15 protein-coding genes, 4 pseudogenes and 1 riboswitch are annotated in these 18,765 nt (G+C 38.4%); of the genes and pseudogenes, 4 read left to right on the top strand and 15 right to left on the bottom strand.

The window, feature by feature from the left end; genetic code table 11:
• Positions 1 to 18 precede the first annotated feature (18 nt).
• The 6 genes and pseudogenes from spoIIIAB to JCM9140_RS02325 all read right to left on the bottom strand — a co-directional run bounded on the left by spoIIIAB (position 19) and on the right by JCM9140_RS02325 (position 4,383).
• Positions 19 to 532 (bottom strand): annotated as a pseudogene (spoIIIAB, locus tag JCM9140_RS02350) (stage III sporulation protein SpoIIIAB).
• Positions 529 to 1,461, bottom strand: a complete 933-nt coding sequence (gene spoIIIAA / locus JCM9140_RS02345; RefSeq protein ID WP_034741846.1) for a stage III sporulation protein AA — start codon at positions 1,459 to 1,461, stop codon at positions 529 to 531. Before spoIIIAA ends, spoIIIAB begins: the two are co-directional and overlap by 4 nt.
• Positions 1,462 to 1,475: 14 nt before the next feature.
• Positions 1,476 to 1,757, bottom strand: coding sequence for a YqhV family protein (locus tag JCM9140_RS02340; RefSeq protein ID WP_034741843.1), 282 nt, complete (start codon positions 1,755 to 1,757; stop codon positions 1,476 to 1,478).
• Between the two features lie 287 nt (positions 1,758 to 2,044).
• Complete coding sequence (efp, locus tag JCM9140_RS02335; protein ID WP_034741840.1) at positions 2,045 to 2,602, bottom strand: elongation factor P; 558 nt, start codon at positions 2,600 to 2,602, stop codon at positions 2,045 to 2,047.
• A gap of 116 nt (positions 2,603 to 2,718) precedes the next feature.
• Positions 2,719 to 3,788, bottom strand: a pseudogene (locus JCM9140_RS02330) (M24 family metallopeptidase).
• Between the two features lie 94 nt (positions 3,789 to 3,882).
• Positions 3,883 to 4,383: a YqhR family membrane protein gene (locus JCM9140_RS02325; RefSeq protein ID WP_034741837.1), complete on the bottom strand. Its 501-nt coding sequence runs from the start codon at positions 4,381 to 4,383 to the stop codon at positions 3,883 to 3,885.
• 469 nt (positions 4,384 to 4,852) lie between these two features.
• On the opposite strand from JCM9140_RS02325, the gene JCM9140_RS02320 reads away from it, so the two are divergent.
• Positions 4,853 to 5,251 carry an SA1362 family protein gene (locus JCM9140_RS02320; RefSeq protein ID WP_034741822.1) on the top strand — a complete coding sequence of 133 codons (399 nt, stop codon included), beginning with the start codon at positions 4,853 to 4,855 and terminating at the stop codon, positions 5,249 to 5,251.
• 41 nt (positions 5,252 to 5,292) lie between these two features.
• Here JCM9140_RS02320 and JCM9140_RS02315 read toward each other — a convergent pair whose 3' ends face one another.
• The 5 genes and pseudogenes from JCM9140_RS02315 to JCM9140_RS02295 all read right to left on the bottom strand — a co-directional run.
• Positions 5,293 to 6,189: a patatin-like phospholipase family protein gene (locus JCM9140_RS02315; protein WP_034741819.1), complete on the bottom strand. Its 897-nt coding sequence runs from the start codon at positions 6,187 to 6,189 to the stop codon at positions 5,293 to 5,295.
• Between the two features lie 115 nt (positions 6,190 to 6,304).
• Positions 6,305 to 6,730, bottom strand: a complete 426-nt coding sequence (gene mntR, locus JCM9140_RS02310; RefSeq protein WP_034741816.1) for a transcriptional regulator MntR — start codon at positions 6,728 to 6,730, stop codon at positions 6,305 to 6,307.
• 143 nt (positions 6,731 to 6,873) lie between these two features.
• The gene (gene splB, locus JCM9140_RS02305) at positions 6,874 to 7,899 is read right to left on the bottom strand and encodes a spore photoproduct lyase (RefSeq protein WP_034741813.1); all 1,026 of its coding nucleotides are present in this window, start codon (positions 7,897 to 7,899) and stop codon (positions 6,874 to 6,876) included.
• A 155-nt stretch (positions 7,900 to 8,054) separates the two neighbouring features.
• Positions 8,055 to 9,821: pseudogene (locus JCM9140_RS02300) on the bottom strand (vitamin B12-dependent ribonucleotide reductase); the annotation flags it as partial.
• Positions 9,822 to 10,253: 432 nt separating this feature from the next.
• A pseudogene (locus JCM9140_RS02295) lies at positions 10,254 to 11,042 on the bottom strand (ribonucleotide reductase barrel domain-containing protein); the annotation flags it as partial.
• Positions 11,043 to 11,472: 430 nt separating this feature from the next.
• On the opposite strand from JCM9140_RS02295, the gene dat reads away from it, so the two are divergent.
• The gene (gene dat, locus JCM9140_RS02290; protein ID WP_034741809.1) at positions 11,473 to 12,303 is read left to right on the top strand and encodes a D-amino-acid transaminase; all 831 of its coding nucleotides are present in this window, start codon (positions 11,473 to 11,475) and stop codon (positions 12,301 to 12,303) included.
• Between the two features lie 47 nt (positions 12,304 to 12,350).
• Here the strand turns inward: dat and JCM9140_RS02285 are convergent, their stop codons facing one another.
• A complete protein-coding gene (locus JCM9140_RS02285; protein ID WP_439644257.1) occupies positions 12,351 to 13,184 on the bottom strand; it encodes a lipoate--protein ligase family protein in 834 nt (277 codons plus the stop codon).
• A 147-nt stretch (positions 13,185 to 13,331) separates the two neighbouring features.
• Here JCM9140_RS02285 and JCM9140_RS02280 point away from each other — a divergent pair, with 147 nt between their 5' ends.
• Positions 13,332 to 13,706, top strand: coding sequence for a rhodanese-like domain-containing protein (locus JCM9140_RS02280; protein WP_034741806.1), 375 nt, complete (start codon positions 13,332 to 13,334; stop codon positions 13,704 to 13,706).
• A gap of 123 nt (positions 13,707 to 13,829) precedes the next feature.
• Here JCM9140_RS02280 and gcvPB read toward each other — a convergent pair whose 3' ends face one another.
• Genes gcvPB through gcvT form a run of 3 tightly spaced genes read right to left on the bottom strand, consistent with a single transcriptional unit; the run spans position 13,830 to position 17,742 of the window.
• Positions 13,830 to 15,290 carry an aminomethyl-transferring glycine dehydrogenase subunit GcvPB gene (gene gcvPB, locus JCM9140_RS02275; protein ID WP_034742074.1) on the bottom strand — a complete coding sequence of 487 codons (1,461 nt, stop codon included), beginning with the start codon at positions 15,288 to 15,290 and terminating at the stop codon, positions 13,830 to 13,832.
• Positions 15,290 to 16,633 carry an aminomethyl-transferring glycine dehydrogenase subunit GcvPA gene (gcvPA, locus tag JCM9140_RS02270; RefSeq protein ID WP_034741803.1) on the bottom strand — a complete coding sequence of 448 codons (1,344 nt, stop codon included), beginning with the start codon at positions 16,631 to 16,633 and terminating at the stop codon, positions 15,290 to 15,292. Before gcvPA ends, gcvPB begins: the two co-directional genes overlap by 1 nt.
• Positions 16,634 to 16,647: 14 nt before the next feature.
• Positions 16,648 to 17,742, bottom strand: a complete 1,095-nt coding sequence (gcvT, locus tag JCM9140_RS02265; protein ID WP_034741800.1) for a glycine cleavage system aminomethyltransferase GcvT — start codon at positions 17,740 to 17,742, stop codon at positions 16,648 to 16,650.
• A gap of 162 nt (positions 17,743 to 17,904) precedes the next feature.
• Positions 17,905 to 18,010, bottom strand: a riboswitch (glycine riboswitch).
• A 226-nt stretch (positions 18,011 to 18,236) separates the two neighbouring features.
• Between gcvT and JCM9140_RS02255 the strand changes: the two genes are divergently transcribed.
• Positions 18,237 to 18,765 (top strand): SNF2-related protein (locus JCM9140_RS02255; RefSeq protein WP_034741797.1); only part of this gene is annotated, 529 nt, incomplete at its 3' end.

Below are 18,765 nucleotides of genomic sequence, written 5' to 3'. Positions count from 1 at the left end.
CTCTCCTCCTCCTGTCCTTTACAACATCAATATGACAATCAACAACCCCGTTAAAAATCCTAAGCTTTTTATCATTCGTTCATATCGATGCTGACGCTCTTTAGCCTCTTGTTCTTCTCTCTCCAAATGAGAAAGAGTCAGCCTTAATTTGCTTTTGTTGCTGCTCTCGATCATGTTGACCCAAAGTTGACCCAAATTGCATCATGACTTCTTTCTCACTATCAAGCATCGAGGTTTGTCCCCATATTTCATTAACACTCTCTTCCCATGCTTCAAAAGCTGTTTCTTGTTTTGTAAGCAGCTTGTTAGAAAATTGCTCAAATAATCGTGAGAGCGGATTTGGTATTTGCTTGGCAATGTGTTCACTCGCCTCGGCAAGTGGTGTTAATCCATACATAATCTCTGCTTCAAGTGATTGAATTGCTACTTTTAGTTGCCTTAACTGTTTCGGTCTTTCGCTTAGCCGTTTGGCACCTTCAAATCCGACCCAAGTTGTGGCAAGAATGATGATAATTGCACCAAATAGCTTCACGGTATACTCACCACATCTTTACGGTTTTGATTCCGAATTCTTTTTACGACACCGGCACGAGTGGTTCTTGTTAATTCCACACATCGTTCAAAGATGCCAATTTCCATTAGCGTTCTTAGCCCTGGACGTTGCTCGACATCCTCTACGGAAAAACCATGAGCCGTTGTCATCACTTTTACCCCGGCATGAAGAGCTTCTTGAACAGCAACGACATCCTCGTCTCTTCCGATCTCATCGACGATAATCACATCAGGACTCATCGATCGAATTAACATCATCATCCCTTCAGCTTTCGGGCAGCCATCGAGTACATCCACTCTTGAACCTAAATCAAGTTGTGGAACACCATTCATACTTGCCGCAATTTCAGAACGTTCATCCACAATTCCAACCTTTAACGGAGCAATATTTCGACTAGGCATTCCTTGACTAATTAACCTCGCCACATCACGAAGCATGGTGGTTTTACCGGATTGTGGTGGTCCGATAAAAAGTGTATTCAGCCACCTTTTATCATATAAATGTGAAATGAAGCGTTCAGCTACACCAATCGTTTGTCTTGCGATTCGAATATTAAAAGAGCTTATATCTCGTAATGTTTTTACCTGTCCACGATCAAGTACAACTTTCCCAGCTAACCCAACTCTATGGCCACCTTGTATTGTAATAAACCCTCGTCGTAGTTCTTCTTCAAATGCATACATTGAATACTGACTAAGTTGATTGAGCAAATACTTAGCATCCTCTGCTCTGACGATGTAACTTGTCCCTTTCGCTTGTGGGTAATGCGGCCTTCCTCCTGAGATTACCTCAAGAGGTCGACCAACACGGATGCGTATTTCTTCAACATTTTGAGCAATGGTTACGTCTAATTGATTGATAATCCCTCGAATATATTCTGGTAAAATGAATGCTATATCCCGTAACATAACCCAACTCTCCTCTACTTTCTAATTCCGATTAATATGAGTGCAACTCCAGCTCCTATAAACAAAAACTTAGACATAGATAATTTATCCGACATCCCAATTAGCCCTAAAGCAATGGACGTAACAAAGATCGTTGGTCCAATGATTGCTAACATTGCATTTAACGCCATTGCTTTTTCAATGCTGTTGAATTTTAAAATCAAACCTGCAACTGTTAATTCAATAAGACCAGAAATCAGCCGCAATCCTACCATTACAAGCAATGTCATCTCTATCGTATAGAACCATGTCTTCATTCTTCCACCCCAATAATATATTCACTTTGTACAACCTATGATGGAACAAGCTTATTCAGAACAAAAAAGACGAGCTTCGTATCGCGAGTACTAAAAAAGAAAAAGCTTGCAATAAAAAACCTTCTATGAATGGATTTCTCATAGAAGGTGATTAAGACTCTATTTACTTTTCTATTGGCCACACAGAAAAAGGTTGGTTTTCACCTTTATCAGTCGCTTCTTGATTTTGTCCTTTTAATTACTTAGAAAATCTAAAAAAAACTGTTGGGGAATCCCCAACAGTCTCGTTATGCGCGTGAAACGTATGCGCTACTTCTTGTATCAATAATTAGCACATCCCCTTGATTAATGAAGAAAGGAACTTGAACCGTTAATCCTGTTTCAAGTGTAGCCGGTTTCGTACCACCAGAAGCAGTGTCCCCTTTAATACCTGGCTCTGTTTCAGTAACCTCAAGTTCAACCGTATTCGGTACTTCTACCCCTAACGTTTCACCTTGGTAAGTCATAATTTGAACGACCATATTTTCTTTCAGAAATTTCAATTCATATTCAATTTGAGCTGACGGCAACTCAATTTGTTCATATGACTCATTGTCCATAAATGTATGCATATCTCCGCTTTCATAAAGATAAGACATACGGCGATTTTCGATGTGAGCCTTTGCTACTTTCTCCCCTGCACGGAATGTTTTTTCTTGTACGGAGCCCGTGCGAAGGTTACGTAATTTCGAACGTACGAAGGCCGCTCCTTTTCCTGGCTTTACATGTTGAAAATCCATTACTTGCCAAATGCCATTGTCCACTTCGATTGTTAAACCCGTTTTAAAATCGTTTACAGAAATCATGATTTATTCCTCCATCTTTCCATCCATAACTTGGACGTTCAATAACCATTCTTACTATACCACAGCTTGGTAAAAGTTTCTTCCAAATTTCGTGTCCTTTTTCTAGCTATCTCTAGTTACTCACCTACAAATAATAATTCTTTTGTCGAGTGCGTAAACGATCGATTTCCGTCTTTTGTGATTAGCGTATCATCCTCAATTCTTGTTCCACCAACCCCTGCAATATAAATACCTGGTTCGACTGTCACAACCATTCCTGGCTCAAGAACAGTCGTAGATTTTAACGAAAGAGACGGGCCTTCATGCACTTCCATTCCAAGGCCATGACCTGTCGAGTGACCAAAGTATTCACCAAAACCTTTTTCAGCAATATAATCCCTCGTTAGGCATCTGCTTCTTTCCCTGTCATTCCAGGTTTGATTCCTTCCATCCCTAAAAGTTGAGCTTGAAGAACCGTATTGTAAATGGTTTGTAATTCATCACTAATTTGTCCAACAGCAACTGTCCTTGTGATATCTGAACAATACCCTTTATAGTAAGCACCAAAATCTAAAGTTACGAGTTCTCCTTTTTCAATTACTTTCTCACTTGCCACGCCATGTGGAAGTGCAGACCGGTAACCCGACGCTACGATTATATCAAAGGATGAGCTGGCCGCTCCTTGACTTCTCATGAAGAATTCTAGTTCATTTGCTACTGCTAGTTCCGTTATACCTGGGCGAATAAAGGAAGTAATATGTTCAAACGCTGCATCGGCAATATTGGCTGCATCTTGAATGATCTTTACTTCTTCTTCACTTTTTATAAGTCGTATGCTTTCAATTACACCTGAAACGGGGACTAATGTAACGGGTTCAAGTTGTTTACTGTAGATTTGGTGTGCTTCATATGTAAGATGTGATTGTTCGAATCCAAGTTTTTTTAATCCAAGTGCTTTTGCTTGTTTGGCTACTTCTTCAAATATTGGACCTGTATGCTGACCTATCTCAAAACCCTTTGCCTGTTCACTTGCCTGTTCCATGTAACGAAAATCAGTTATAAAAATAGCTTTTTCCTTTGAAACAATAGCTACTCCAGCCGTTCCTGTAAATTGAGTCATATATCGTCTGTTGTATGTGCTCGTAATTAATAATCCGTCGACCTCTAGCTCATTCAATTTCGAACGCAATGCTTCGATTCGGTTCATCAACTATCCCTCTTTCCTCTTAATTTGTGCCGTTCTTTCACCAAAAACATTGTAGCATATTCGTTGGTGAACACGACACAGATTAGGAGAAAGTCTAAACATTTTCTTGTCTTTCTGCATATTCATAAGATATAGAATACCCTATAAATGCACCGTACAAGACATAAAGACATATAGACGTGATAATTGAGTTCAGATCAAGATTAGTAACCGATTTTAAACCTGGAAATATTGGATTTAGCACATAAAATACCAACACCCAAAGGACAAGACCAAAACCTATTCCAGCCCAAAGTTTATTTATTTTCTGCAACACTAACTTATATAAAAACGCCACTCCAATTGATAGAACAGAAATAACGGCTACCCCAACAAGCTGTCCAATGTACGTATCTTTCCAGTCCCCTAATACAAAAGGCATTAACGCTAGAGCAGGACCAACTCTAATGAAATGAAAATAAAACGCAAAATAACCGATTAATGACCAAATTAACCCACCGAAAAGACCAATTAGCGCAACTTTTGCTGCAAAAGACATTTGTTCCTCTTGTTTGTTTCTTTCAACATATTGTTTTTGCAAACTGTCCACCTCCATACGTTAGTATGTCCGATAAGTAAGTTGAAAAACATCCGATTTTTGGTTGTCCACTTAGAATGAATTCGACAAAAAATGGGTATACTATACTGAAACATATTTTTGTTAAAATGGTTGACATAGGTATTCCCATAGAGGAATTTGAGGCCTTTTTGTAGAATTACTAGTTATTGTGATCTTAATATTATAAAATCTATAAAAAGATCCTATTTTTCGTTGCAACATTGCTTACATGTTATTTTCTCTCTTTTATTTGTCCGTTTGAAAAAACGGCGTCAACATACATTTTCAAAACGAACAAGTGTGTACCATTTACTGCTACGGGTTTGTTCCAGCAATCATTGTCTTTTTAGTTTGATCAGAGTTGCGAGAAGTATTCATACTAAACGCAAGGTGCTAGGAAACTTGACAGACGAGCAGCCGAAATTGTGTAACCTTTGATCGTCAATTCAATTGGAGGTGCAGACAAATGCGTTCAATCATGACGTACATTATTCCGATCGTTTTGTTTTTCGCTGTTATTGGACTTGGATATGAGCTAATCTTTAATCCTCTTGGTTTCTTAACAAGAATTTTAATGATAGTTGGATTTGTTGCTGTTATTTTTCTAGCTTATCGTTGGTATATGGCTCGTAAGTACGGAACTCCAATATTTCCTACACAAACAGGCCCAAGTCGTGCACAGCTAAAGAAAGCAAAGAAAACAAGTCAAAAACCATCTCCTTCCACACCAGCGACTTTTAAGGCAAAAAGCTCTTCTTTAAAAGAGAAGAGAAAACCCTCTAGGCCAAAAACTCGCCGTGAAGGTCACAACCTTACTGTAATAGAAGGAAAGAAAAACAAGAAAAAGAAACGGGCGCTCTTTTAAGCGACTCGTTTCTTTTTTTGCAGCTAAAGAGACGTTTTCTATTAATAGCACCATTTTTTTAAGAAATGATTTGTTTCCTCTCTTCCTAATACAATCAGTTTATCCTTTTGTTCGTCCGACAACTCAAAGTCTGTTGCTTTCACATTCAGTACAGGAATAAAAACGATATTTTTTGCATGGTCCTCATCAATGTATTTAAGGTCGTGGGCAGATGCCATCGTTTCGAAAAGTGCTCGGTACATGGACACCGCATTTTTTATTTTCTTAGGTGGCATTTCGCTTAATTCAGGTTTTAATTGAAACCCAATCGCAGGTTTTTTCCACCTTTTTGGGTTACCATCCATAAATAACCACATCGGAAAATTACTTAATAGACCTCCATCAACAATATAAGAAGGTTTCCCACCACTTCCTCGATCATAAATTTTAACTGGTTCAAAAAAATAAGGAATGCTACAACTCATGCGAATGGCTCTAGCTACAGGAAACTTTTCTGGGATCACTCCGTATTTCTCTAAATCATCAGGCAAAACAAGAAGTTTTCCTTTCGTTAAGTCTGAGGCGATGATTTTTAAGGATCCTTTCGGTAAGTCCCCAAACGTTCTTACTCCTTTAGCTGCTAGCACATCCCTAAGCCATGATTCAAATGCATTTCCTTTGTAGATTCCCAGTTTAAAGTATAAAAGCAACCACTTCGAAAGAGTGAAGGGCAATATTGACATACGTTCATCTTTAAACATTTCTAAATCTAATTGATCAAGCAGAGTATATATCTCTTCACTCGTATACCCAACTTTTATTAATGCACCAATAATGGATCCCGCACTCGTTGCAGCAATTCGATCAAACTCATATCCTTTCTCTTCCATTACTTGAAGAGCCCCAATAAATGCGAAGGCTTTTACACCTCCACCAGCAAAAACACCATCAACTTTCATTGTAATCGCCTCCCTTTTTAACCTTATGAAGGATAGAAGCAGGGACAACTCTTAAATTTAAAAAATAATAAAAAAAAAGCAAATGGAAGGCCAAATGGCACTATCCATTGCTTTTTCACTCTTCTTCTTCATTTCGTTTTTGAACTTCTTTTAACTCCACAACTCTGCCTTTATCTTCTTGAAAATATTGTACAAGATCACCAATTCGGTCAATGGCATCCCAACTTAAATGATGCTCAATTCCCTCAACATCTTGATAGATATGAGAATCATCCACTCCGATAAGCCTCATAAAATCTTCCAAGAGTTCATGACGATAAACAAGTCTTTTTCCAATCTTTTTTCCTTTTGCTGTCAGTACTAGTCCACGATATCGTTCATAAATTAAGTATTCGCTTTTATCAAGCTTTTGAACCATTTTTGTTACTGAAGATGGATGGACTTCTAATGCCTCTGCGATATCGGAGACCCTTGCATAGCCTTTCTCCTCTATCAACATATATATTCGTTCTAAATAATCTTCCATACTTGGTGTTGGCATGATGTCCCCTCCATTTATTGGTCATCACTCTTTATGACCTTCCGTGCATCTTTATCTTTTAGTCTATTCTCATTGTTATAAAAAAGTGCAACACCATTTATTGTACAACAAAATAGAAGGAGAGGACAATGTCTTGCTTATTTTTATGTGAAGTATTCCATTTTTGCTTCTGGGAAAAAGCGATCAATATACGTTTGGATTGTTTCTTTTAATTCCCCAGCCTGTTCATCTTTATATACATATTTTCCTCTTCCGTATCTTCCCCATTTATATTTTCTTTCTTCTTCATTCATTTCTAGTTTCGATTTTGGGTAACGTTTTTGAATGATATTTTTCGCTGTTTTTGTAAAGCGATGTTGAATCAATTCAAACGTTAAATCTTTTTTCGCATAGGCTGGTAAAATGGCCTCTAATCGTTCAAATAAGTCGTAATATCCTTCTTTCCAATTTTCATGTAGGATCAGGGGAGCTACGATAAAGCCTAACGGATAATCAGCTTTTGCAACCTTGCCGGCTGCTTCGATACGTTCTAAAAACGAAGAGGTTCCTGGTTCAAAATGCTTTATAACGTGATCAGAGTTTACGCTAAATCGAAATCTTGTGTTGCCATTATGTTTTGCATCCAATAAATGATCAACATGATGATATTTTGTCACAAATCGTAATCTTCCTAGATCTGTTTGCCCAATATGCTCGATGGTTTTTTTTAAGGAATGGGTTAGGTGATCTAATCCCACGACATCTGAAGTACAGGCCGCTTCAAAACGAGTAATTTCCGGTTCTCTTTCTTTAATATATTTGTCGGTAGCCTCAAAAATATCTTCTAAATTCACATACGTTCGGATATACGGTTTGTTCCCTAATGTTGTTTGTAAATAACAGTAATGACAATGCCCCATGCAACCTGTAGCAAGAGGCAAAGCATATTCAGCTGATGGCTTGGATGTATCAAATTTCAATGTTTTACGAACGCCTATAACTAGTGTTGATTTGGCATTGCGATATTGTTGCAATTCATTCTTACCCGGTATGTTACGAACTTGATTATGGGAAGTAGTCTCCCTAATTTCGACGCCTTTTTTTTCAAACTTTTCTTTCAACTCACGCCCTAAAGGATATTCAAGAGCGCCCGGCTCAATATAAACAAGCTGTGGTTCGAACTCCTTCATCTATATACACCTCTGTTTTTTCAGTAATTGTTTCATCTCAATCGTGTTATAACTACAAAATAGTTTGTGCATATATATAGGTTTCACGCTGTCAGTAAATAGAAAAAAGGTGTTCAATGGTCTCTCTGACCTTTGAACACCTTTTTTATTTTATTCTACAAGCCACACTTTAATTGTGCGCCACAACTTGTACAAGTGTTACATCCACCAAGATCTTCCACTTTTCCTTCTCGACAAACTGGACACGTATTCCCAACTTCAGATCCAATCGTAACATTCGTTGATCTAATTTCAGATATCGTATCAATTAAAACAACTTTGTTATTCGCTTCTGCTTTTGACGTTACGTCATGATCAAAGTTGTTTTCTTCAGCTTTTAGTGAAAGAACTTGTGCATCGCGACTTCCATCAACATAGACAGTTCCGCCTTTTGCTCCACCTCTGTACAAGCGTTCATACACTGCTTGAACCTGTTCAACTGTGTAACCACGAGGCGCATTCACCGTTTTCGAAAGGGAACTATCTACCCAACGTTGGATAATACATTGTACATCCGCATGAGCTTCTGGAGGCAGTTCCATTGTTGAAATAAACCATTCCGGTAATTGCTCTGCACTTGCTTCTGGATTTTGTTGTAAATACTCTTCGACAATGCCAGCTTTTACTTCAATGAACTTTCCAAGACGTCCACTACGGAAATAAGAAAAGGAGAAATATGGTTCTAGACCTGTTGAAACTCCGACCATTGTACCTGTACTTCCTGTTGGAGCTACCGTTAATAAGTGAGAATTACGAATTCCATGCTCAAGAATTCCTTGACGAATATCTTCAGGCATTGACTTCATATATCCAGTATTAATAAAGGAGTTACGTAGCTTTATCGTTTCATCCTCTGTAGCACCTACAAGGAAAGGAAAACTTCCTTTCTCTTTTGCCAGTTCAATACTCGTTCGATAAGCTGTAGTGGCAATCGTTTCAAATACTTGGTCAACTAAATCATTTCCTTCTTCTGAACCGTAAACAGACTCACAATAGATAAGAAGGTCATGAAGCCCCATAACACCTAACCCTACGCGGCGCTCCCCTTTTGCTTGTTTTGTGTTTTGTTCTAAGAAATAAGGGGTTGCATCAATGACGTTGTCTTGCATACGTACACCGACCTCAACCGTTTTCTTTAACTTGTCAAAATCGACTTGTTTTGTTTCTTTGTTAGCCATTTCTGCTAAGTTAATCGCTGCAAGATTACAAACTGAATATGGTGCTAGCGGCTGTTCTCCACATGGATTTGTTGCAACAACCTTTTGTCCATAGGCCTTTGCATTTGTTTTGTCATTTGCATTATCAATAAAGAAGATACCTGGTTCAGCACTGTACGTTGCACAAATATTAATCAAGTTCCACAATTCTTTTGCTTTAATAATTCTATATGTTCTAACTCCATGCCCGTTTTCTTGCCATTCACGCACATCGCCAACTTCATGCCATGTTTCATTATAAATAGCCATTTCTTCATCATTATAATTTTCAACATCAGGAAAACGCAGTGCGTATTCTTCGTCATTTTCAACGGCTTCCATAAATTCCTTTGTTAAACAAACAGATATATTTGCCCCTGTTAAAAATTCAGCATTATTCACTGAGTAAGTTCCACCAATGTGTAGCTTTTCTTCCGCGTCTTCAATAACCTTCGGATCGAATCCACCTTGACCTGGTATCGTCTTATAGTTCAAAATCCCTTGATACATCGATTCTTCAACAGAAGTTAAAGGCGTAAAGGAAAGCTTGTCCTTTACAAGCTTTTGAATGTGATCGTCTTGTGTATTCTCTAATAAGAAACGAAGAATACGCGGGTTTTGCATTTTTGAAATAATAAATTCCAAAATGTCAGGATGCCAATCAGCAAGCATGATCATCTGGGCTCCCAGTTTGTTACTCCGCCTCTAGCGGGGCTAGGTCATTTCTGCCTAGCTCTCATGCTTTCACATGAGGTCAGACTATATCATCAAAGATAGAAACTTTTCATGTTTACGATTTATATAAGATTGATAATCGATTTTATGATTTCCTCTTTGTCTCGTGCCTCATAACAACGTCTCCGATTATTATGATTTACTCTTTCCTTACCACCCATATTAATAGCACCTACCTTAATCGGTATACACTTAATTTAATGGGTAATTTAGGAATTTTCAATAGTCGTTGAACCTTCATCTCCGTTTCCAAAGATGCTTGGCTGCTGATTGCCCAATCTTTCTTCTTTTCAAACCGTCACGCTCACTGTCACCAGTCACGTTGTGGTGTAGAAAGCTCTAAGGGTGTTCCAGCAATTCACGAGATTACGTCGCCGAGTCTTAACGACGGGACCCACCTTGCTCCACAAGATGCGTCAATTTTGCAATATCATCAAGCCATGAAACGGAACCAGATGATTTTCCGTTCACGCCACGTGCTAATGTGTTTCTTGGACGAAGAGTGGATCCATTCGTTCCAACACCGCCACCACGGCTCATAATTTCCATTACTTGTTTGCGGTGTTCAGAAATTCCTTCACGTGAATCTTGAACATATGGCATGACGTAACAGTTAAAATACGTAACATCCGTTTCCGCCCCGGCACCATATAATACACGTCCAGCTGGAATAAAGTTCATCGAAACAAGTTGCTCATAAAATTGTTCAAATGCTTCTTGTTTCTTCTCTTCTGTTGTTTCAACAGACGCAAGTCCCGTCGCATTTCGTTTTGCGATTTGCTCATAATAAATTTCAAGAGGCTTCTCAATTGTGTCCAATGAACGGGAAACTAAGCCAGTATCCGCTTCCTCTCCTTCAAGCACTCCACGGAACTCTTCATCAACCAATACTTTTGCTTGATTTTTTTCACGATTCAGTTCCACAATAAAACCGTACCCGCGAGCTGGGAACTTCGGATCATCTTTTACTGTTAAGACAACAAAGTCTCCTTCTTTTAAGGTTTTCTTTTCCGTATCTTTAAATGTGTAGCGGTCTAACATTACGAGTCTTGATACACCTTTTTGAGTAATATGCATATCGCTTGTAATTGGATGCACTTGCGAAAATTGCTTAATATCCTCATTTAATCCTTCCGTATTTAGGCGCATCACATTTGACATCGTCATTGCCATTCGCGTCTCCTCCTCATTCTCATGGAAATCTATATTCAACTAGGTATATCTAGTTAGTTACTACGTTGTTGTCCATGTCCGATATTCTTGGGTAAGCTTACCACAAACTCATTACTAGATTCAATATATTGTGCTCATTTTTCTCATTTATACACTATATATTGTGTTGAGTTTTATTTTAGCTCATTTTGTCAACTTTGTAATTCCTCCAAAAAAGAAGAAAATGCGAGTTTACTAGACACTTATCCGCTTTTTTTCGACATTTTGAACGAATTCGTCTCTTGCCAGATACAAACTATTTTCAACGTCTTGCACCATCTTCGTTTCAGAAATTCAGCAAATTAATTGACAAAATTTTTTTCTCCACGCTTGCCTTATTATGTTATTCTTGAAGCATACTTGGAACTATTTAATTGTTGGAGGAAAAAAGATGGAGTACATCATTCAAAATGAATTGCTTCTTCCTAAAAAAGAAGCATCAATCCCATTAGACGATCGAGGCTATTATTTCGGCGATGGAGTATACGAAGTTATAAAAGTATACAATGGTCAATTGTTTGCAAAAGATGAACATTTACAACGTTTAGTTGATAGCGCAAAGAAACTAGAAATTCCTCTTCCTTTTTCAATAGAGAAAATGGAAGAATTGCTCTATTCGCTTGTTGAAAAGAATTCTATGCAAAATGGGCTCGTGTATTTTCAGATCACCCGTGGTGTAGAGCCACGTAATCATTTATATTCAAGAGAACTAAAGTCTACATTCACGGCATTTGTTCAACCACCACAAGATGTAGAAGATGCTCAAAAGAACGGTGTAAATGTTTGGCTAACAGATGACATTCGTTGGTTACGCTGTGATATTAAAACAATCAATTTATTAGGAAATGTCATGGTTAAACGTGAAGCTGCTGATCATCATTGTCAAGAAGCCATTATGCATCGAAATGGCACCATTACAGAGGCCTCCTCTTCAAATGTCTTCTTAGTAAAAGATAAAATTCTTTATACCCATCCTGCAACGAATTTAATTTTAAATGGCATTACAAGACAACTCATTATTAAAGTTGCTAAGAAATATGGGTACGAGGTTGTAGAAGAGCCTTTTCCTGTAGAGGTACTGGAACATGCCGATGAAGCATTTATTTCAAACACATCGCTTGAAATTACTCCTATTAAAGCTGTTTATGGGCAGTTAACGACTACGTTTCCAATTGGTCCTGTCACAAAAGATTTGCAAATTAAATTTAAAGAGCTTATGTAAAAATGAAAACAACCTAAAAACAGGCGGCTACAAGGGCCACCTGTTTTTTATTTTCTGAAATTCCACTCGTCATTATTATAACGGTTATTAGCAATTTCTTTGACTATTTCCTCTTCTTCTTTAGACAGTGTATATGGTTCAAGCTCAATGTTTAACCCTTTTTCAAATCCTTTTTTAAAGGCAACTTTTGCCTCTTCCATTGTTAAAGGTTCACTTCTAAGTGCATTGATAGCAACCGCCTTGTTTTTAAAATTCTTCTGCATACGCTGACGCAGTCGGTCACTTGAATAGGTAAATAAATCAAATAATTTATCCTCATCAATATCTAAAATGATGGATCCATGCTGTAAGATGACTCCTTTTTGCCTCGTTTGAGCACTCCCCGCTACTTTCCTCCCCTCCACGACAAGCTCGTACCAAGACGGCGCATCAAAGCACACGGCAGACCGTGGGTTCTTTAGTGCACTTTTTTCTTCATCTGTACGTGGAATGGAAAAATAAGCATCTAATCCGACGTCTTTAAACCCTTCTAATATTCCTTCAGAAATAACGCGATACGCTTCCGTTACGGTCTTTGGCATTTCGGGGTGATCTTCGGACACAATTACACTGTACGTTAATTCTTGATCATGAAGAACGCCACGTCCTCCAGTTGGCCTTCGAACAAACCCTAAACCATACTCTTTGACCTTATCCATATTGATTTCTTTTTCTACCTTCTGAAAATACCCAATTGATAAAGTCGCAGGATTCCAACCATAAAACCGAATGGTTGGTGGAATAAGTCCCTTGCTATGCCAATCAAGCAATGCTTCATCTAATGCCATATTATAAGCAGGTGAACAATTCCCTGAATCTATAAAGCGCCACGTTTCCTTCATTTCCATCTCTTCTTTCCATTTTGATCTTAAAATCATTCTAACAAACGTCGAATGTGTCGCCAAGTGATTTGAGTTATTGCGTATTTGAGAAGTGAGCATTATAATGAAAAAGTGATGTAGTACGTAAAGGAGTGTATACAACAGCTTATGGAATTTTTGTGGCTTATTTTACTAGGATTTTTGGTGTATCTCATCTTTAAACGCTTTTACAATCCAAAGTATTTAAAAACATTAACACAAGATGAGTTTATTAAGGGCTATCGCAAAGCTCAGTTAATTGATGTTCGCGAACCTCGTGAATATGAAGGTGGACATATTCTTGGAGCTAGAAACATTCCGATGTCTCAGCTTCGTCAACGAATCAATGAAGTCCGTAGCGATCAACCTGTTTATCTATACTGCCAGTCAGCTGCTCGTAGTAGACAAGCTGCTCAACTTATTAAGAAGAAGCGCGGTACTGACGACATTTATCACCTAAAAGGTGGGTTTAAGAAGTGGTCAGGTAAGGTTAAAAAGAAATAATATATGTAGATTAACGAAGCTTAAACTTAATGAGGATAAGCTTCGTTTTTTATTTGGCTTTTTATATACCTTATCCCAACTCTTTAAGAAATTTTTATTTTTTTAAAAAACCTGAGCTTAGGCTCAGGCTTTTTCATATTTTAAAATCGGTTTTCTCGCTGCCGTTGTTTCATCTAATCTAGAAATGACCGTCGTATGTGGTGCCTCTTGTACAATCTCAGGATTTTCTTCTGCCTCTTTCGCAATCTGAATCATAGCATCAATAAATTCATCTAATGTTTCTTTCGATTCCGTCTCTGTCGGTTCAATCATCATGCATTCCTCAACATTAAGCGGAAAGTAGATCGTAGGAGGATGATACCCAAAATCTAGCAAACGCTTCGCAATATCTAACGTACGTACACCTAGTTTCTTTTGACGACGACCAGATATAACAAATTCATGCTTACAGTGTTGCGTATATGGTAAATCAAAATAAGGTTCTAACCTACGCATCATATAATTAGCATTTAATACCGCATATTCCGATACTTTCCGTAAGCCATCAGGTCCCATTGTCCGAATATACGTGTATGCACGAACGTTAATGCCATAATTTCCATAATACGGTTTCACACGTCCAATTGATTGCGGACGATCATAATCAAAATCATACACACCATCTTCGCGCTTAACGATAACTGGTTTTGGTAAATATGGAATTAATTCTTTCTTCACCCCAACAGGACCAGATCCTGGGCCACCACCACCATGCGGGCCGGTGAATGTTTTATGCAAGTTTAAGTGAACAACATCAAAACCCATATCTCCAGGTCTTGCGATCCCTAAAATGGCATTTGAATTCGCACCATCATAATAAAGTTTACCACCAGCTTCATGAATGATTTGAGCCATTTCAACGATATACGATTCAAACAAACCAAGCGTATTCGGGTTGGTTAGCATAAGCGCAGCTGTATCTTTTCCAACCACTTCACGTAAGTGTTCAAGATCAACTAACCCATTATCGTCTGTACGCACGGTTACAGATGCAAATCCAGCAACTGTTGCGGATGCAGGGTTTGTACCGTGGGCAGAATCTGGAACAATAACCGTTGTCCGGTCAAAATCTCCGTTTGCTTCATGATAAGCTCGAATCATCATTAATCCAGTCCATTCCCCATGTGCACCAGCTGCTGGTTGAAGAGTCACTTCATCCATTCCTGTAATTTCAGCTAATGACGTTTGCAATTCATACAGAAGCTCCATCGAACCTTGTACTTGTTCGACTGGCTGATATGGATGGATATGAGCCAATCCTTCAAAACGAGCAACATCTTCATTAATTTTTGGATTGTACTTCATCGTACAAGAACCAAGTGGGTAAAAGCCCGAATCGACCCCATGATTACGTTTTGATAAAGCCGTATAATGACGCATAATTTCTAACTCAGAAACCTCTGGCAACTCAGGTTCTTCCACACGCAAAAATTCACTTGGAATTAGTTCTTCTATCTTTTGTTCCTCCATATCTAAAATTGGAAGACTATGTCCGATTCGTCCTGGTTTGCTACGCTCAAAAATCAATGGTTGGTCTTTTGTCATCATAGTAAAGCCCCCAATTCCTTGGCAAAAGTATCAATCTCATTTTTCGTTCTTACTTCCGTTACAGCCAGTAACATTTGCCCTTCTAATGATTCATCATCACGACTAAGATCATAGCCACCGATAAACCCTTTTGATAGCAACTGTTCGTTCACTTCGGAAACCGATTTTTTGACATTTATGACAAACTCATTAAATGATGGTTGCTCTGAAACAATTTCCACCCCTTGTGCTTTTAATTGCTTTTTCATGTATGCTGTTTTTTGAACATTTTGATAAGCCATTTCCTTTACACCTTTTTTGCCAATTGCACTCATCGCTACAGAAGCTGCAAGGGCATTTAAAGCCTGGTTTGAACAAATGTTAGAAGTCGCTTTCTCACGTCTAATATGCTGCTCACGTGCCTGAAGAGTTAAAACAAAACCACGTTGACCATGTTCATCAGTTGTTTGTCCCACTAATCGACCAGGAACTTTACGCATTAATTTCTTTGTTGTTGCAAAATAACCACAGTGCGGTCCACCAAATTGAGTAGCAATCCCAAATGGCTGCGCATCACCTACAACAATATCAGCACCAAATTCACCCGGTGGCTTTAATAGACCTAAAGCAAGCGGGTTACTTGATACAACGAACATGGCCTTGTCACTGTGAGCAATCTTTTCTAACTCAGCTAATGGCTCTAAGTTTCCAAAGAAATTCGGATGCTGAACAACAACACAAGCTGTGTCTTCTCCATATACTTCCTGAAGCTGTTTAAGATCAGTTACGCCGTTTGCTGTATCAACCTCAATTACTTTTAAACGCTGACCCGTTGCATTTGTTTGTAATACGGCGCGAGCCTCTGGATGAACGGATTTGGACACTAAGATGGTTTTCTTTTTCGTTTGACCTGCACTAAGCATCGCAGCCTCAGCAAGAGCAGTTGGACCATCATACATAGAAGAGTTTGCTAAATCCATTCCTGTTAATTCACAAATCATCGTTTGAAATTCAAAAATGGCTTGAAGCTCTCCCTGAGAAATTTCTGGCTGGTACGGTGTATAAGCTGTATAAAATTCTGAACGAGAAATAACATGATCTATAATCGATGGAATATAATGCTCATACACTCCTGCCCCTAAAAAAGAAGGTGTTTGTTTTATAGAAACATTTTTAGCTGCCAAGTACTTAAAATAAGAGACGAGCTCTGGCTCTTTTAATGCCTCTTTTACATTCATTTCTCCTTTAAAACGAATGTCACTCGGAATATCGGAAAACAGCTCTTCAATTGAATCGACGCCAATCGTCTTCAGCATTTCCTGTTGATCGGCTTCTGTCATAGGTAAATAGCGATGGTTCATGGGTGTTCCTCCTCTTATCTCTTATAAAATGGCGTTTCTACAACGATTGCTTTTAAACGTCTTTTCCGAACTTGAACCTCTACCTCTGTTCCAATTTCGGTAAGATCTTTATCGAGTACAGCAAGTCCAATATTCTTCTTTAACGTTGGTGATTGAGTTCCCGTTGTAACAAAGCCCACTACTTTCTCTGCAACAAAAACTTCGTAGCCTGTTCGCGGTATTCCCTTATCAATCATCTCAAGCCCGACAAGTTTTCTTTTTAATCCTTCTTCCTTCTGCTTCTTCAGCGCTTCTTTTCCGATAAAGTCAGCTTCTTTGTTCACTTTTACCGCAAAGCCGATACCAGCCTCTAAAGGAGAAATGTCTTTTGTCAGTTCTTGGCCATAAAGGGGCAGTCTCGCTTCGAATCGTAACGTATCACGTGCACCAAGGCCACATGGTACGAGTCCATCGTCCTTACCTGCCAAAAGCAAGCTGTTCCATAATTTCGGAGCTTCACTTGCTAAACAATATAGTTCGAATCCATCTTCTCCTGTATAACCCGTACGTGAAATTAGCGCCTTTACACCATCAACTTCTACATCATCTGCAAAACGGAAAAATCCAATCGTTGCTAAGTCATACGCTGTTCTTTTTTGCAAGATCTGTTGTGCAAGAGGTCCTTGAATCGCTAACTGCGCTATGTTACTTGATACATTCAAGGCCGTTACCCCATCAATGATGTGTTGCTCTAACCACTTTACATCCTTCTCAATATTGGAAGCATTGATGACTAACAAATAATCATTTTCTGCTTTTCGATAAATAAGCAAGTCATCTACGGTTCCACCATGTTCATAACACATGGCCGTATATTGAGCTTGGCCATCAACTAGCTTCGACACATCATTTGTCATGATTTTCTGTAAATACTGTAGAGCTTTCGGACCTTTCACTTCTACCTCACCCATATGTGAAACATCAAAAAGGCCTGCTTTTGTTCTTACAGCTTCATGTTCATCCTTAATGCTTGAAAATTGTACTGGAAGATCCCATCCACCAAAATCAATCGTTTTTGCTCCACTTTCTTTATAAAGATCAAACAAAGGTGTTCGTTTTAAATCAGCCATTCATCATACCTCCTCAAGTCTCATTCATTCCATAAGCACACAAAAAAGGACAGAGTTATACACTAAATCGTGTATAACTCTGTCCTTTAACCAGAAAGTTTCCTATATTCCATTTGAATATAGTGTCTTCGTAGGTGGCTTTTTCAGCACTCTCCAGAGCTGCGTCAAATAAGAGTCTTTTTTGCCTGAGAGATTCGTGCAGGTAACACATTACCAAACACTTGCTCCTTCGGCGTTGCATGGTAGCAAGCTCTCCCCTTATTCTCATCCGCTAACGTTTCATTATTCCCAGTATCACTCATGAAATTCTTTAAAATGGTACATACTACATGTATAAACATCTCAAAAAAATGACAATATGAGTAATTCGGATTTCTATTAATATCGTACCAATTTATGTTCATTTTCGCAACTCTTTATTTATAAATTCAGATTAATTTATAGATTATCTTTATTTTCATTCGGAAATAGCCGTTTTATGAAAGGATGGTATTATGAAAATCGATTTACACTTTGATCAAAACTGGAACGATACGTTTAAAGAAAGATTAGATCAAGACGGTCCATGGTCCAATTGGGAACTTTTTAAATTGGCTTATGAAGCTGAACAACATCAAATTATACCAGAATTTCATGGACTACAAGCTCCTAAACACCTACCTCAATTGAAACCATTTCCACATCAAATTGAGGTTGCAAACACGGTCATCGAACAAATGAACGGAAAAGCTATTTTAGCTGATGAAGTAGGTTTAGGAAAAACAATCGAAGCTGGATTAATTTTAAAAGAATACATGATCAGAGGACTTGTAAAAAAAGTTTTGATTCTAGTTCCCGCTTCACTCGTTTCTCAATGGGCAATTGAGTTAAATACAAAGTTTCATATTCCAGCCATCGCCCAACGAAAATCCTATGTGTGGGAACAGTGCGATGTAGTAGTGGCTTCGATTGATACAGCTAAAAGGCAGCCACATCGCGATATTGTGTTAGACCAACCGTATGATCTAGTGATCATAGATGAGG

The sequence above is a fragment of the Halalkalibacter wakoensis JCM 9140 genome (genome assembly GCF_000513095.1).
In the GTDB taxonomy this organism is placed as follows: Bacteria; Bacillota; Bacilli; order Bacillales; family Bacillaceae_D; genus Halalkalibacter; species Halalkalibacter wakoensis.
The sequence above is the reverse complement of the archived record's forward strand: the minus strand, read 5'-3'. Positions and strand labels throughout refer to the sequence as shown.